We start from the raw sequence: 13144 nt of genomic DNA, 5'->3' as shown, positions 1-13144 counted from the left end.
GCCCTTTTTTCATGCGCGGATCGGGCGGGCTATGGTTCGCGCCGGGGGCGACGATCGCCCCCCGTGCCCGTAGCAAAAGCGCGGGAGCTATAGCCGATGCACGCGCGGATCGTGATCGGAGGGCCCGCGCGGTTCGGGGCCGTCCATGGGATCATGCAGCAGCGGATCGTCGCGCAGATCGGGCATATGCGCGCCCCGGCGATCACTGTGGCGATCACCGTCATCACGATGCGGCGGCGCGCCGGTCCGGCGGTTGGGGGCGCGGGGGTTGCGGGCGCCCGCCTGCGCCGCCCCGGTGTCGCGGCCAAGCAGCCCCCGCACCAGATCGGCGGCATCGCCGAATTCCCGCATGATCGCGCCGGCCTGACCGGCGACGGTGCGAAAACCGGTCATCGCCGCGCCGAGCGACCGCATGAGATTGTCGACCCCGTTCGACATGCTGGCGGTATTCGCCTCGACCTCTTGCAAAAGGCCGGGGCGGGGGGCGCGGGCCTGCGGCGGGGCATTGCGCATGGCCTCGGCGCGCAGATGCGCGGCCCGGCGCGCGTCCAGCGATTCGCGCGCCCGCGCCCGCTGGCGCATCGCCTCGCGTTCCTCAGGGGACAGGTCGGCAAAGCGGGGTGCGACACTGCCGCGCGCGCGCGGGCGGTTCTCATCCCCGGATGAAAGGCCCAGCACATGCCGCGCCGCGATCACCGTGCCGGCGGTCAGCGCCGCCACCCCCAGCGCCGTTCCCCCCCAGACCAGCCATTTCGCCGTGGCCGAGGGGCGCGGCCAGACATGCCGGCCATCGGGCGAGACATCGCCATGCGGCGGAATGCGCCGCGACTCGGTCGGGCCGGACGGGCGGCGATGGCCTTCGGGAACCGGGCGCGGGCCAAAGCGGGTGTCGCTGGCCGTGTCGGCGTCGGTATGGGTGATCGGCGGGCGGTCGTCGGGCCGCCGGGGGGCTTTGTCTTGGGACATGGCGCAAATCCTCTGGCGAAAGTCGCGTCGCATCCTCAACCCGCCAGCATGGGGAATGTTCCCCCGCACGGCCCATCGCGCGCGAGGCCCGCCAGCGCACAGGCATGAAAAAACGCGCCGGGTCGCGGCGCGTTCTTCCGTTCCTGTGCGGGAAAAGCTGCGATCAGCTCGCGGCTTCGTCCTCGTCGTCGCGACCGGCCGAGCCGATATCGTCGAAGAGTTCCGCGATCTCGAATTCCGCAGCGGCCTCTTCTTCGGCGGCCAGCTCCTGGATCGACTTGCCCGAGGCTTGCAGTTCGGCCTCTTCGGTCGAGCGGGCGACGTTCATCTTGACGGTCGCGTCGACTTCCGGGTGCAGGTGAACCTTGACCTCGTGCAGGCCCAGTTCCTTGATCGGCGCGGTCAGAACGACCTGACGGCGCTCGATGGCGAAACCTTCGGCATTGGCGATTTCGGCGACGTCACGCGGGGTGACCGAACCGTAAAGCGCACCGGCATCCGAGGCCGAGCGGATGATGACGAACACCTGGCCGTCGATCTTTCCGGCCAGTTTCTGCGCCTCGGCGCGGCTTTCGTCGTTGCGCACGGCCAGATCGGCCTTTTGCGCCTCGAAGGCGGCGATGTTGGCGTCCGAGGCCCGCAGCGCCTTGCCCTGCGGCAAGAGGAAGTTGCGCGCGAAGCCGTCTTTCACCTTCACGACATCGCCCATCTGGCCCAGCTTGGCCACACGTTCCAGCAGGATGACTTGCATGATCGTCTCTCCTTACTTCACGGCATAGGGCAGCAGGGCGAGGAAGCGGGCGCGCTTGATGGCGCGGGCCAGCTCACGCTGCTTCTTGGCCGAGACGGCGGTGATGCGCGAGGGCACGATCTTGCCGCGTTCGCTGATATAGCGTTGCAGCAGACGGGTGTCCTTGTAATCGATCGCGGGGGCATTGTCGCCCGAGAACGGACAGACTTTCCGGCGACGGAAGAAGGGTTTGTTTGCCATGATACTGGTTCCTTTCCCTTAGTTCCGGTCGTCGCGGTCGCGACGTTCGCGGCGCTCGCCACGATCACCACGGTCGCCCCGATCACCACGGTCGCCGCGCTCACCACGCTCTTCGCGTTTCTGCATCTGGACCGAGGGGCCTTCCTTGTGCTCGTCCACGCGGACAGTCAGCACGCGCATGACGTCGTCATGCAGGCCGGCCAGGCGCTCCATCTCCTGCACGGCGGCAGAGGGGGCGTCGGTGCGCAGCAGGGCATAGTGGCCCTTGCGGTTCTTGTTGATCTTATAGGCCAGGGTGCGCACACCCCAATATTCGTTGTCGACGACCTTGCCACCATTGTCGGCAAGAACGGTCGAGAAATGCTCGATCAGCCCTTCGGCCTGCGTGTTCGACAGGTCCTGACGGGCGATCAGCACATGCTCATAAAGCGGCATGTCTGCACCTTTTTATCGGGGCGCATTTCAACGGCGGGACATCCCTTCCGCGCCCCGCCACGAGAGGCTGCGCCGGTTTCGCATTTGCGGAAGGATGCGGACTTATAGCGGCAGAGGTCGCGAATGCAAGCCGGAATCGCCGGAATGCCCCGATATTCGCCATGACGGCGACACTGTTTCGGCGTGGCGGCGAAACACAATAATGTCAGGCCGGGTGATGGAAACCTTTGTTGCCATTGTTACATTTCCTGTGGAACTTCAGCGCCAGCTTTCAACCAGGAGTTCCCGATGAAAACCCTTGTCTCCCCCGTCGCCGCGATCGCCGTTCTGCTGGGGGCCACCGGCGCCATGGCCGCACCCGTGACCTATCAGTTCGATCCCGATCACAGCCAGGCGGTGTTCGAATACACCCATATGGGTTTTTCGACCAGCACGGGCATCATCAACGGCCTGACCGGCACGCTGGTTCTGGATGCGGAAAACCCCGCCGCCTCGACCGTCGAGGCGACGATCCCGCTGTCGGGTCTGCATTCGGTTGCGGCCGGTCTGGACGAGCATCTGTTCACGGCCGATTTCTTCAACACCGACAAGGCCACGGCGGTCGCCACCTTCAAATCGACCAAGGTCGAACCGAATGGCGACAAGGAAGCCAAGGTCACCGGTGATCTGGTGCTGAACGGCGTCACCAAAGAGGTGGTGCTCGAGGTCGATCTGAACCAGATCGCCGCCCATCCGATGACCGGCAAGGAAGCCGCCGGCTTCAACGCCGCGACCGAGATCAAGCGCTCGGATTTCAACCTGGGCAAGTTCGCCCCCGCCGTCGAGGACGAGGTCGAGATCAATATTTCGGTCGAAGCCGTCAAGGCCGAGTGATCCGGCGCATCCCCTGACCGGGCGCGCTCTGAAATGCCGGAAAGGGGCCCTGCGGCCCCTTTCCTTTTTCCGCATCCGCTATAGCGAGAGAGCCCTACATCGGCGCGGGTCGCGGGGTCTGTTCCGTCCGCAGCGGCAGGATCGGATGAACGATCTGCGGCTGTTTGCCGGTCAGCGTATCCAGAAAGGCCACGATGTCGTCGACCTGATCGGGGGTCAGGTCCGTCCCGATCTGGGATGAGGACATGATCTGCACCGCCTCTTTCAGGTCCCAGACCGCACCGGAATGGAAATAGGGCGCGGTCAGCGCGACATTGCGCAGGGGCGCGGCGCGAAATACATATTCGTCATCCACCGTCTTGGTCACCTGAAAACGTCCGGTGTCGCCGGCGGGCAGCACGTCGGCGCCCGGCTTCGCGACGACGCCAAAGGGATAGTAATCCTGTCCGCCCACATTCACCCCGTTATGACAGGCCGTGCAGCCGGTATCCATGAATGCGCGCAGCCCGCGTTTTTCCTGTTCATTCATGGCGTTGTCGTCGCCTTTCAGAAACAGGTCGAACTTGCCGTCGGGGGTGATCAGCGTGCTTTCGAACTGTTCTACGGCATGGGCGAAGTTCTGAAAGCTGACCGGATCGGCATCCTCGGGAAAGGCGCTTTTGAACATCGCCTCATAGCCCGGCATGGATTTCAGGGTCGCGATCAGGTTTTCGGGGGTGTTGTGCATTTCGACCCCGGCCTGCAACGGTCCCTTGGCCTGCTCGGCCAGATCGGGCGCGCGCCCGTCCCAGAACTGCGCCACGTTAAAGACCGAATTGAACGCGGTCGGCGCGTTGCGCGGCCCCTTTTGCCAGCCATGCCCGATGGATGTCGGCAATCCATCCGCCCCGCCCAGGCCCGCATTGTGGCAGGTCTGACAGGAAATCAGCCCGGATTTCGACATGCGCGGGTCAAAGAACAGGCTTCGGCCCAGATCGACCTTTTCGGGGGTGATCTTGTGCCCTTCGGGCGAGATTTCGGATTTTCGGATCGCCTCGACCTTGTCGGGAATCGGCTCGAACAGGGCAGCGGCATCGGCGCGCAGCGTCGCGGCATCCAGCCCGCCCTCTTGTGCCATCGCGGGAAACGCCGCAAGCCCCAGCGCCAATGCCCCTGAAATGACAGGAGACTTCATCGCAAACTCCTTTCCGAATGAACCAATCGATCAATTTAAACAGGCCGAGCCGTCGGAAAATCAGGCTTTCTGCGGCGAACAGGCCATGCGGAATGCTGGTCATGCATGCTGTCGGTCAGCTTACAACGCCGCGTCGCGCCGCGCTTTGATCTGCGTCACGGATGGCGGCTTCTGTCTTGCCCGTGGCGGCGGTCGGGTTTAATCCGCTGTCATGCTACCCCAAGATCGCCTTGCCCAGATTGTCGAGCGTTTCGAATATCTCGAAGCGCGGCTGAATGACGGCCCCGCGCCCGACCAGATCGCGGCGATCAGCCGTGAATATGCAGATCTCAAGCCCGTCGTGACCCAGATCTCGGAATGGCGCGCCGCGCAGGACGGGATCCGCGAGGCGCAGGCCATGCTGGCCGATGCCGAAATGCGCGAACTGGCCGAGGATGAGCTGTCGCGCCTGCGCGGCGCGCTGCCCGATCTGGAACATGCGCTGCGCATCGCGCTTTTGCCGCGCGACGCCGCCGATGGCCGCCCGGCGATCCTGGAAATCCGCCCCGGCACCGGTGGCGAAGAGGCGGCGCTTTTCGCGGGCGATCTGCTGTCCATGTATCGCCGTTTCGCGGAATCGCAGGGCTGGCAGTTCCAGCTGCTTGAGCTGGCCGAATCCGACCTTGGCGGCGTGCGCGAGGCCGTGGCGCGGATCGAGGGCGAGGGGGTCTTTGCCCGGCTGAAATACGAATCCGGCGTGCATCGCGTCCAGCGCGTGCCCGAAACCGAATCCGGTGGCCGCATCCATACCAGCGCCGCCACCGTCGCCGTCCTGCCCGAGGCGGCCGAGGTCGATATCGACATTCCCGCCGGCGATATCCGCATCGACACCATGCGCGCCAGCGGGGCCGGCGGCCAGCACGTCAACACCACCGATTCCGCCGTGCGCATCACCCACCTGCCCACCGGCATCGTGGTCACCAGTTCGGAAAAATCCCAGCACCAGAACCGCGCCAATGCGATGGCGGTGCTGCGCGCCCGGCTTTACGATCTTGAGCGTGGCCGCGCCGATGCCGAACGCGCCGCCGACCGCAAATCGCAGGTCGGCTCGGGCGACCGCTCGGAACGCATCCGCACCTATAATTTCCCGCAGGGCCGCATGACCGACCACCGGATCGGCCTGACGCTTTACGCGCTGGACCGCATCATGCAGGGCGATCTTCTGGAAACGGTGGATGCGCTTGTCGCGCATGATCAGGCCGCGCGGCTGGCCGCGCAGGAAAGCTGATGCCGACCGGGGCCGAGCTGTGCCTTGCCGCACAGGACCGGTTGCGCACGGCCGGCGTCGCGGATGCCGATCGGGATGCGGGCCGGCTGTTTCAGCATGCGCTGGAACTGGCCACCGGACAGCCGGTGCCGCGCCATCACCTTTCCGACCACCTGACGCATGAGGCCGCCCCCGATCTGGCCCGGACCTATGCCCGGCTGATCGATGCCCGCGCCGCCCGCCAGCCGGTCGCCCAGATCGTCGGTGGCCGCGCCTTCTGGAAGCATGATTTCCGCGTCACCCGCGACACGCTCGACCCGCGCCCCGAGACCGAGACCCTGATCGAGGCGGCGCTGGCCGAGCCTTTTGCCTCGGTTCTGGATCTGGGAACGGGGACCGGCGCCATCCTGATTTCGCTTTTGGCCGAACGGCCCGGGACGCGCGGCATCGGCACAGATATTTCCCCCGCCGCGCTGATCGTCGCGCGCGAAAATGCCGATCGCATAGGCGTTTGCGCGGATTTCATGGAAAGCGACTGGTTTTCCGGCCTGTCGGGCGAGTTTGATCTTGTTGTCTCAAATCCGCCCTATATCGCCTTGACAGAAATGGATGATTTGTCGCCAGAGGTGGCGTTGTGGGAACCGCGCCAGGCGCTGACCGACGGGGCGGACGGGCTTTCCGCCTATCGCGCGATCACGGCGGGCGCGCCGGCGCATCTGGCCCCCGGCGGTCGGCTGATCGTGGAAATCGGACCAAGCCAGGGGGCAGCGGTCGCCGCGCTGATGGCCGGTGCCGGGCTGGCGGATCCGCACGTCCTGCGCGATCTGGATGGCCGCGACCGGATCGTTTGCGGTCGCAAGCCGCGCTGACCCGGCAAGGATCCGCAGTTTTTGACGCATTTGCAGAAATTTTTGCTTGTGCCCGCCGCTGCGGCGTGTTTATTCGCAGTTGTGACGGGGGCGTGGAGCCCACGCACGGGTCAGTTATACTCAGCCCATTTTTGGCTAGGCGGAGATTGGAGCGACGCTCCGTTTCCTGATTGGCATTTGCCGAAAGATGACCCCAACCCCAACCCGCACAAGCCGGGAAAACCGACAACAAGCTGATGAGATCATCCAAATCCCGTTCGCGTAACAAGTCGAACCGACAACGCACGCTGGGCAACATTGTCAATCGCGTCTTTGATTCCTCGGGTCCCGAGGGCAAGGTGCGCGGCACACCCCAGCAGATCATCGAGAAATACCTGACGCTGGCGCGCGACGCGCAACTGTCCAATGACCGCGTGGCAGAGCAGAGCTTTCTTCAGCATGCCGAACATTACACGCGCATGCTGGGCGAGGCGCAGCGCGAACAGGCCGAGCGCCTGCAGAACCAGCAACAGTTCCACCGCGACGACGATTCGCGCGATGGCGGCAATGGTCAGCGCGACCATGGCAACGGCCAGAACAACGGTAACGGTAACGGCAATGGCGAGGGGCGGTCCCATGACCGCGCCGATCAACGCGAGCCGCGCGAATACCGTCGCGACGACCGTCAGCCGGCGGCCCGTCACGGCAACCCGGCCGAGGATCAGGATACGCAATCCGGCCTGCCGCTGGCCATCGCCGACGACGAGGATAGCGGCCCCGTCGCGACCCCCGAGGCCGAGATGAGCGCCCCCGCCGCCGAGACCGTCGCCCCCGAGGCACCGGCCGAGGCCGCACCGGCGCCGCGCCGTCGGCCCCGCGCCTCCGCCCCCTCGGCGCCTCGCGCCCCGCGCAGTCGCAAAAAGCCCGCCGATGCCGATGGCGGACAGCCCGACAAGGCCTCGGGCGAATAGGCTTTTTCTGAAATCACGGTCCCGGGCAGCATTGCCCGGACCACCCACAGGGCACGGGGCCTAGCGCGGCGCCACAGCCAATATCCGCGCCAGCGCGCAGAACTGCTCAAGCCCGATCTCTTCGGCCCGCGCCGTGGGCGCAATCCCCGCCTCGACCAGCAAATCCTCGATCCGCGGATGCAGCCCCTTGAGCGAGGCGCGCAGCATCTTGCGCCGCTGGTTGAAGCCGGCGGCGACAACCCGGTTCAGCACCGCCGGATCCGCGGGAAAACGTGGCTCGGGCAGGGCGGTCAGATGCACCACCGCTGAATGGATCTTGGGCGCCGGGACAAAGGCCTCGGGCGGCAGCGTCATCACGATCTTTGCATCCGACCGCCATTGCGCCAGCACCGCCAGCCTTCCGTAAGCCTTGCCGCCGGGCCGGGCCACGATGCGCTCGGCCACCTCTTTCTGGAACATCAGCGTCAGCGATTGCCAAAAGGGCGGCCATGCCGCCGGCGTCAGCCAGCGGATCAAGAGCTCGGTCCCGACATTATAGGGCAGGTTGGCGACGATCCGGATCGGCGGCGTCAGCTGCGCCAGCGGGTCGATTTCCAGTGCATCGCCATTGATGACCGTCAACCGGCCGGGATAGGCCTCGCCGATCTCGGCCAGCGCGGGCAGGGCGCGGGCATCTTTTTCGATGGCCAGCACATGGCGCGCGCCCTCGGCCAGCAACCCCCGCGTCAGGCCGCCGGGACCGGGGCCGACCTCGATCACGTCGCAACCGCTCAGATCGCCCGCCGCCCGCGCGATCTTGGCGGTCAGATTCAGATCCAGAAGAAAATTCTGCCCCAGCTGCTTTTTCGCCCGCAGATCGTGACGCGCGATCACCTCACGCAGCGGCGGCAGTCCGTCGATGGTGCTCATCGCCGTCCCGCCATGTCATGGGCCATGCGCAGGGCCGCGATAACGCTTGCCGCATCCGCCACACCCTTGCCTGCGATGTCGAACGCGGTGCCGTGATCGGGCGAGGTGCGCACGAAAGGCAGGCCCAGCGTCACATTCACCCCGCCCGCGAAATCCAGCGTCTTGACCGGGATCAGCGCCTGATCGTGATAGGCGCAAAGCGCCGCGTCATAGCGCGCCCGGGCGGGGGCATGAAACATCGTATCGGCGGGCAACGGCCCGGCCAGATCAAAGCCCTCACCGCGCAGTCGCGCCAACAGGGGCGCGATCCAGTGCGTTTCCTCATCGCCCATGACGCCGTTTTCACCGGCATGCGGGTTCAGCCCGGCAATGGCCAGCCGGGGCGCGGCAATGCCGAAATCGCGGCGCAGCGCCGCATCGGTGATGCGGATCGCCCGTTCCAGCGCCTCGGGCGTCAGCGCGTCGGGAACCTCGCGCAGCGCGATATGGATGGTGACCGGCACCACCCGACAGGGCGGCTCGACCGTGGTCGAGGCCAGCATCATCACCACCGGCACATCGCCCGCCAGATGCGCCAGATATTCGGTATGACCCGGAAAGGCGAAACCGGCGCCGCGCTTCAACGCCTCCTTGTTGATCGGCAGGGTGCAGATCCCGCCCGCCGCACCGGAACGCGCCAGGGCGACCGCCCGTGCGATCACATCGGCCACGGCCTGCGCATTCGCGGGATCCGGTCGGCCCGGCACGGCCGGCGCCGGAAAATCATGGCGCAGAACCGCCAGAACGCCCTCGGGAACCTCGTCGCCGGGGGCCTCCACCTCCTGCCATCGGGTTCCCTCGGGCAAATGCCGTGGATCGCCCAGAAACACGAAAGGCACCCCTGAGGCCAGCGCCTTTGGCGCCAGTTCCGGCCCGATACCCGCCGGCTCGCCACAGGTCAGGACGATCGCACGCCGCATGGCCTACCTTCTTTCATGTCCAAATATCCTCTGGGGGTCCGGGGGGCGAAGCGCCCCCGGGCCTTGCCGTCAGAATCAGGGTCGCCGGATCACGGCATTGGCCCGCAGCTCGGCCAGATAGGCATCGGCGGCCTGCGTGACCTTGCGGTTGAATACGCGGTTGCGCACCTCGTCCTTGGCCGGCAGTGCGTCGGGATCGGGCTGGGCCTCGGCATTCTCGGCGCTTCCGTTTTCGGCGCTGGTCGCGACCGGGGCGGCGGGCGTCTCGGCCAAAAGCGCCGGGGTGCGCTTGCACAGCATCAGCAATTGCACCGCACCGCCGTAATTGACCACGGTGGTCTCATTATCGTCCAGCATGGCCAGACGAATGCCCTGATCGGTGGGCACCTGTCCTTGCGGCAGGCTCTGGCGCTGGATCTGCGCCTCGGGCAATCCGCGCGCGGCGACGAAAAGATCGGCACAGCTGTCGGAATTTGCGGCCATGCGGGCGGCATCGTCCGTGCTGGCAAGCGTGACACGGACATATTCGAGGATCTGTTCCGAGGCACCGGGGCGCAGCGTGCCGCGGGTGTCGCGCAGGAAAAACACCACCACCGCGCCCGGCACGGTCAGAGGCTGGCTGACCTGACCCGGCTGCATCGACAGGATCAGCGGCCGCAGCGACGGCGGCAGATTGGCCAGCGGCGTCCAGGGCAGGCGGCCGCCATTCCCGGCCGAAGGCGTGGCCGAATAGCGGCGCGCGAAGGCGGCGAAATCGGCCTCGGTCCGGGCGTTGGCGACGATCTGGCCGGCACGGTCGAGTGCGGCCTGTTCCTGACCTTCGGGGGCGGGAATGATGATCTCGGACAATGCGACATGCGTCACCTTGGGCGTCGCGATGATCTTCTGCATCTCCTGCTCGACCTCGGCATCGGTCACGCGGACAAGCGGCACGACATGCTGGCGCACCACCTCGCGCCAGACGACGCCGGCCGAGATGAAATCGCGAAACGCCTGACGCTCGACCCCGGCGCGGGCAAGGGCGGCGGTGAATTCCTCGACCCCCAGATTGGCGCGGCCGGCGAATTCGGCCAGACCCGCATCGATCTGTTCATCCGTGGGGGTGATGTTCATCTGCCGGGCGGTGAACATCCGCAGCCTGTCGTCGATCAGCGCCTTTTCGGCGGTCACCGGATCGGAATCGGGCGCCCGCAAAAGCTGCATGAAGCGCACGCGCTGATCCAGCTCATAGCGGGTCACGGCCGAATCGTTCACATAGACCAGCGGCTGAAAGAGATTGCCCTGCGCCTGCGCCGGAAGCGGTCCCAGCCCGGCCCCGGCCAGTATCGCGGCCATGGCCGCACCAAGAAGAATTCGCCGCATCAGCTCCCTCGCCGCATGGTTTTGCCGGACATTAGCGCAGGCAGGCGCGCCGCGCCACCGTTCCCGAACCGGTCTGCTTCTGGCCGAAGCCGCCCAGACGGATGCCAAGATCGAAACTGGTCTCGGCATTCACCTCGTCGGACGAGTTGAAGCGCCGTTCCACCGACATCTCGACGGTGATGCATTCGTTGCGATAGGCCAGCCCCAGCTCGGCCTTCTGGGCCTCGTCGGCGGTAAAGTCATAGCGCGTCTCGGCGGTGGCCCACCAGCCCCGCGCCACCTGCCAGCCCGCCGTGGTGGTCAGCTCGGACACATCTTCGCGACGTTCCTCGCGCGCATCCGAATCCAGCCACAGATAACCGGCCGAAACCTGCAATCCGGGCTTGTACCAGCCCAGCCGCAATTCGTTGCGGCTGATCGAGAAACTGTCGTCGAACAGCGCCCGGTTGGCGATGACCAGCCCGTTCGCGCCCGAATAATGCGCCGCCAGCAACCAGTCGGAATGTTTGCCGCCCAAGGGGCCGCTGCCTTCGAAGGCGGGGTCGGGATGGCTGCGCAGCACCCGCCCGGCGGTCAGGCCGATGGACCAGCCGGCCGGGTCGAGCCGGGTCCAGCCGATGCCCAGATTGGCCCGAAGCCCCGATTCCCGCGCGTCCCAGCCCGAAAACCGGCTGGCCGAGAACAGGTTGCCTTCGTCGAATTCGATCAGATAGCTGTCCTCGTTCGGAACGTCATCGGCATAGTCGCGCTCGGGCGACCAGATCAGCTGGGCCACCGGCTCGACGATATGGGTGACGCCCCCCGAATGCCGCGCCAGCGGCCAGCGCAGTTCGACGGCGAATGCGGGATCGGCGCGGAACACCCAATCCTCGTATTCGCTGTCCTGATTGATGCGATAGATATCGCCGTTCACCTGGGTCTGGACAGTGCCCAGCAAGCCGCCGGCCAGGATCTCGCTGCGGCGCCAGTCCAGCATGACCGAGCCGCGCGCCATGTCGCGCCCCATGATATCCTCGTTCGAGGACCGCCGATGCGCGTGCAGCGACCATTCCAGGCTGGCGATGCCGCCGATGCGGTCGGGCGTCCAGCGCCGCCGCCACAACGCATCCGCCACGATCGAGGGGGTGACCTCTTCGGGCTCGTCGTCGCGCAGCGATTCGTAATTGCCGATGCGCGCCGTCACCATGCGGTCGCGGCGCACCCGGTCCAGGGTGACCCCGCTCCACAGCCGGTCGGCATCGGTAATGTCGTAATCCAGCAGATAGGCGCGGTTGCTGGCCATTTGCAGCTGAAAGCCCAGCATATAGCCGCGCGGCAGCTCGAACCGGCCGGCGCCGAACAGATAGCCGCGGGTCTCGCCCTCTTCGATGTCGTCGCGGGTGACGGCGCCGTTCCATTCCATCGCGCCATTGCGGAACGCCTGACGATAGCGCAGTTCCAGCGTGCGGGTGCGGCTGGCCGAGACATAGGGCGTCAGCGTGACATCGGCATGATCGCCCAGCGTCACGAAATAGGGCAGCTTGATGCCGAAACCCAGGCTCGAGGTGGTGCGGAACTGCGGTTGCAGAAAGCCGTTCATGCGGTCGACCGTGGGGTCGGGCGCGGTCAGCCAGGGCAGGGCGGCGATGGGCACGCCAAAGGCGCGCAGCTGCGGCCGGTCGAAATACAGCTGTCGCGTGCGGGTGTCATGGGTGATCGAACGCGCCCGGATTTCCCAAAGCGGGATCGGATCCTCGGCACAGATCTGACAGCTTGAGGCCACGACATTGTCGAGCTGCGTCACCTGGCCCTGTTCGCTGCGCCGCGCCTGCCGCGAGGCCAGCTGCAATTCGCGCGCCAGCACCAGCCGGGCGCCGCGCAGGATGCCGTCTTGCAGGTTCGGCTCAAGCTGGGCGCTGTCGGCGATGACGATGGTTTCATCGGGCGTCCCGGCGCGGCCGGGCTGGGTCAGGTGGATCGGCCCCTCGATCAGCGCGCCGCCATTCTTGTTGTCATAGATCACCCGCGAAGCGACCAGCCGGGTGCCGCGATACCAGATCACCACCCCGCCGGATGCGGTCAGCCGGTCATCGGCGTCCAGCGCCACCTGATCGGCCAGCAGCGTGGCCGGGCTGCCCTGGGCGGGCGCGCCGCTGTCGGTGATGCGCACCGACCCGCTGCGCGGCGCGGCGACATCGGGCGTATGCGCGGCCTCGGTGCCATCGGCATAGCGGGCATTGGCATCGGGGTTTTCGGTGGGGGCAAGCGCCGGGCCGGCCGGTCCCTGAAGGAACGGATCGGGCGCGTCATATCTGGGCAGGGTCTGGCCGTCGCCGGTCAGGCTTTGGCCAAGGGCGCCGCCCGGCAGCCATGCCGCCACCAGCGCCGCGCCCGCCGCGAATTTCGCGCGTCTGTTGCGCATGAGCGGTTG

General features: G+C 66.5%; 13 protein-coding genes. 4 read left to right on the top strand and 9 right to left on the bottom strand.

The genetic code is table 11. From position 1 onward, the window contains the following. Nucleotides 1-87: 87 nt before the first annotated feature. The 4 genes from ACFOMH_RS00725 to rpsF form a co-directional block, all read right to left on the bottom strand. The gene (locus tag ACFOMH_RS00725) at nucleotides 88-966 is read right to left on the bottom strand and encodes a hypothetical protein (RefSeq protein WP_377741956.1); all 879 of its coding nucleotides are present in this window, start codon (nucleotides 964-966) and stop codon (nucleotides 88-90) included. A gap of 163 nt (nucleotides 967-1129) precedes the next feature. Beyond that, nucleotides 1130-1717, bottom strand: coding sequence for a 50S ribosomal protein L9 (gene rplI / locus ACFOMH_RS00720; RefSeq protein WP_377741954.1), 588 nt, complete (start codon nucleotides 1715-1717; stop codon nucleotides 1130-1132). Between the two features lie 12 nt (nucleotides 1718-1729). After that, nucleotides 1730-1957, bottom strand: a complete 228-nt coding sequence (rpsR, locus tag ACFOMH_RS00715) for a 30S ribosomal protein S18 (protein WP_011747229.1) — start codon at nucleotides 1955-1957, stop codon at nucleotides 1730-1732. An 18-nt stretch (nucleotides 1958-1975) separates the two neighbouring features. Beyond that, nucleotides 1976-2392: a 30S ribosomal protein S6 gene (rpsF, locus tag ACFOMH_RS00710; RefSeq protein ID WP_374425884.1), complete on the bottom strand. Its 417-nt coding sequence runs from the start codon at nucleotides 2390-2392 to the stop codon at nucleotides 1976-1978. Between the two features lie 288 nt (nucleotides 2393-2680). On the opposite strand from rpsF, the gene ACFOMH_RS00705 reads away from it, so the two are divergent. Then, a complete protein-coding gene (locus tag ACFOMH_RS00705; RefSeq protein WP_374425883.1) occupies nucleotides 2681-3265 on the top strand; it encodes a YceI family protein in 585 nt (194 codons plus the stop codon). Nucleotides 3266-3359: 94 nt separating this feature from the next. Here the strand turns inward: ACFOMH_RS00705 and ACFOMH_RS00700 are convergent, their stop codons facing one another. Continuing rightward, nucleotides 3360-4439, bottom strand: a complete 1080-nt coding sequence (locus ACFOMH_RS00700) for a cytochrome-c peroxidase (RefSeq protein ID WP_374425882.1) — start codon at nucleotides 4437-4439, stop codon at nucleotides 3360-3362. 211 nt (nucleotides 4440-4650) lie between these two features. On the opposite strand from ACFOMH_RS00700, the gene prfA reads away from it, so the two are divergent. From prfA to ACFOMH_RS00685, 3 genes are all read left to right on the top strand, one after another. Further along, complete coding sequence (gene prfA / locus ACFOMH_RS00695; RefSeq protein ID WP_374425881.1) at nucleotides 4651-5706, top strand: peptide chain release factor 1; 1056 nt, start codon at nucleotides 4651-4653, stop codon at nucleotides 5704-5706. Beyond that, nucleotides 5706-6554, top strand: coding sequence for a peptide chain release factor N(5)-glutamine methyltransferase (gene prmC, locus ACFOMH_RS00690; protein WP_377741950.1), 849 nt, complete (start codon nucleotides 5706-5708; stop codon nucleotides 6552-6554). Before prfA ends, prmC begins: the two co-directional genes overlap by 1 nt. 236 nt (nucleotides 6555-6790) lie before the next feature. Further along, complete coding sequence (locus ACFOMH_RS00685; RefSeq protein ID WP_377741948.1) at nucleotides 6791-7504, top strand: DUF4167 domain-containing protein; 714 nt, start codon at nucleotides 6791-6793, stop codon at nucleotides 7502-7504. A 60-nt stretch (nucleotides 7505-7564) separates the two neighbouring features. Here ACFOMH_RS00685 and rsmA read toward each other — a convergent pair whose 3' ends face one another. The 4 genes from rsmA to ACFOMH_RS00665 all read right to left on the bottom strand — a co-directional run bounded on the left by rsmA (nucleotide 7565) and on the right by ACFOMH_RS00665 (nucleotide 13135). Next, nucleotides 7565-8413, bottom strand: coding sequence for a 16S rRNA (adenine(1518)-N(6)/adenine(1519)-N(6))-dimethyltransferase RsmA (gene rsmA, locus ACFOMH_RS00680; protein ID WP_374425878.1), 849 nt, complete (start codon nucleotides 8411-8413; stop codon nucleotides 7565-7567). Continuing rightward, complete coding sequence (gene pdxA, locus ACFOMH_RS00675; RefSeq protein WP_377741946.1) at nucleotides 8410-9372, bottom strand: 4-hydroxythreonine-4-phosphate dehydrogenase PdxA; 963 nt, start codon at nucleotides 9370-9372, stop codon at nucleotides 8410-8412. The genes rsmA and pdxA overlap by 4 nt, the downstream gene beginning before the upstream one ends. Before the next feature lie 75 nt (nucleotides 9373-9447). Beyond that, nucleotides 9448-10734, bottom strand: a complete 1287-nt coding sequence (locus ACFOMH_RS00670) for a peptidylprolyl isomerase (protein WP_377741945.1) — start codon at nucleotides 10732-10734, stop codon at nucleotides 9448-9450. Nucleotides 10735-10765: 31 nt separating this feature from the next. Continuing rightward, on the bottom strand, nucleotides 10766-13135 hold the full coding sequence (locus ACFOMH_RS00665) for an LPS-assembly protein LptD (protein WP_377741943.1): 2370 nt from the start codon (nucleotides 13133-13135) through the stop codon (nucleotides 10766-10768). Between the last annotated feature and the right edge of the window lie 9 nt (nucleotides 13136-13144).

The sequence above is a fragment of the Paracoccus mangrovi genome (assembly GCF_042648425.1).
Lineage (GTDB): Bacteria > Pseudomonadota > Alphaproteobacteria > Rhodobacterales > Rhodobacteraceae > Paracoccus > Paracoccus mangrovi.
Note: the sequence above shows the minus strand (reverse complement) of the source record. Positions and strands in the feature narration are given on the sequence as shown.

What these genes read in the sequence shown, in the direction of transcription:
- ACFOMH_RS00725 (WP_377741956.1), bottom strand. Translation starts at nt 966, where the DNA reads ATGTCCCAAGACAAAGCCCCCCGGCGGCCCGACGACCGCCCGCCGATC.
- rplI (WP_377741954.1), bottom strand. Translation starts at nt 1,717, where the DNA reads ATGCAAGTCATCCTGCTGGAACGTGTGGCCAAGCTGGGCCAGATGGGC.
- rpsR (WP_011747229.1), bottom strand. Translation starts at nt 1,957, where the DNA reads ATGGCAAACAAACCCTTCTTCCGTCGCCGGAAAGTCTGTCCGTTCTCG.
- rpsF (WP_374425884.1), bottom strand. Translation starts at nt 2,392, where the DNA reads ATGCCGCTTTATGAGCATGTGCTGATCGCCCGTCAGGACCTGTCGAAC.
- ACFOMH_RS00705 (WP_374425883.1), top strand. Translation starts at nt 2,681, where the DNA reads ATGAAAACCCTTGTCTCCCCCGTCGCCGCGATCGCCGTTCTGCTGGGG.
- ACFOMH_RS00700 (WP_374425882.1), bottom strand. Translation starts at nt 4,439, where the DNA reads ATGAAGTCTCCTGTCATTTCAGGGGCATTGGCGCTGGGGCTTGCGGCG.
- prfA (WP_374425881.1), top strand. Translation starts at nt 4,651, where the DNA reads ATGCTACCCCAAGATCGCCTTGCCCAGATTGTCGAGCGTTTCGAATAT.
- prmC (WP_377741950.1), top strand. Translation starts at nt 5,706, where the DNA reads ATGCCGACCGGGGCCGAGCTGTGCCTTGCCGCACAGGACCGGTTGCGC.
- ACFOMH_RS00685 (WP_377741948.1), top strand. Translation starts at nt 6,791, where the DNA reads ATGAGATCATCCAAATCCCGTTCGCGTAACAAGTCGAACCGACAACGC.
- rsmA (WP_374425878.1), bottom strand. Translation starts at nt 8,413, where the DNA reads ATGAGCACCATCGACGGACTGCCGCCGCTGCGTGAGGTGATCGCGCGT.
- pdxA (WP_377741946.1), bottom strand. Translation starts at nt 9,372, where the DNA reads ATGCGGCGTGCGATCGTCCTGACCTGTGGCGAGCCGGCGGGTATCGGG.
- ACFOMH_RS00670 (WP_377741945.1), bottom strand. Translation starts at nt 10,734, where the DNA reads ATGCGGCGAATTCTTCTTGGTGCGGCCATGGCCGCGATACTGGCCGGG.
- ACFOMH_RS00665 (WP_377741943.1), bottom strand. Translation starts at nt 13,135, where the DNA reads ATGCGCAACAGACGCGCGAAATTCGCGGCGGGCGCGGCGCTGGTGGCG.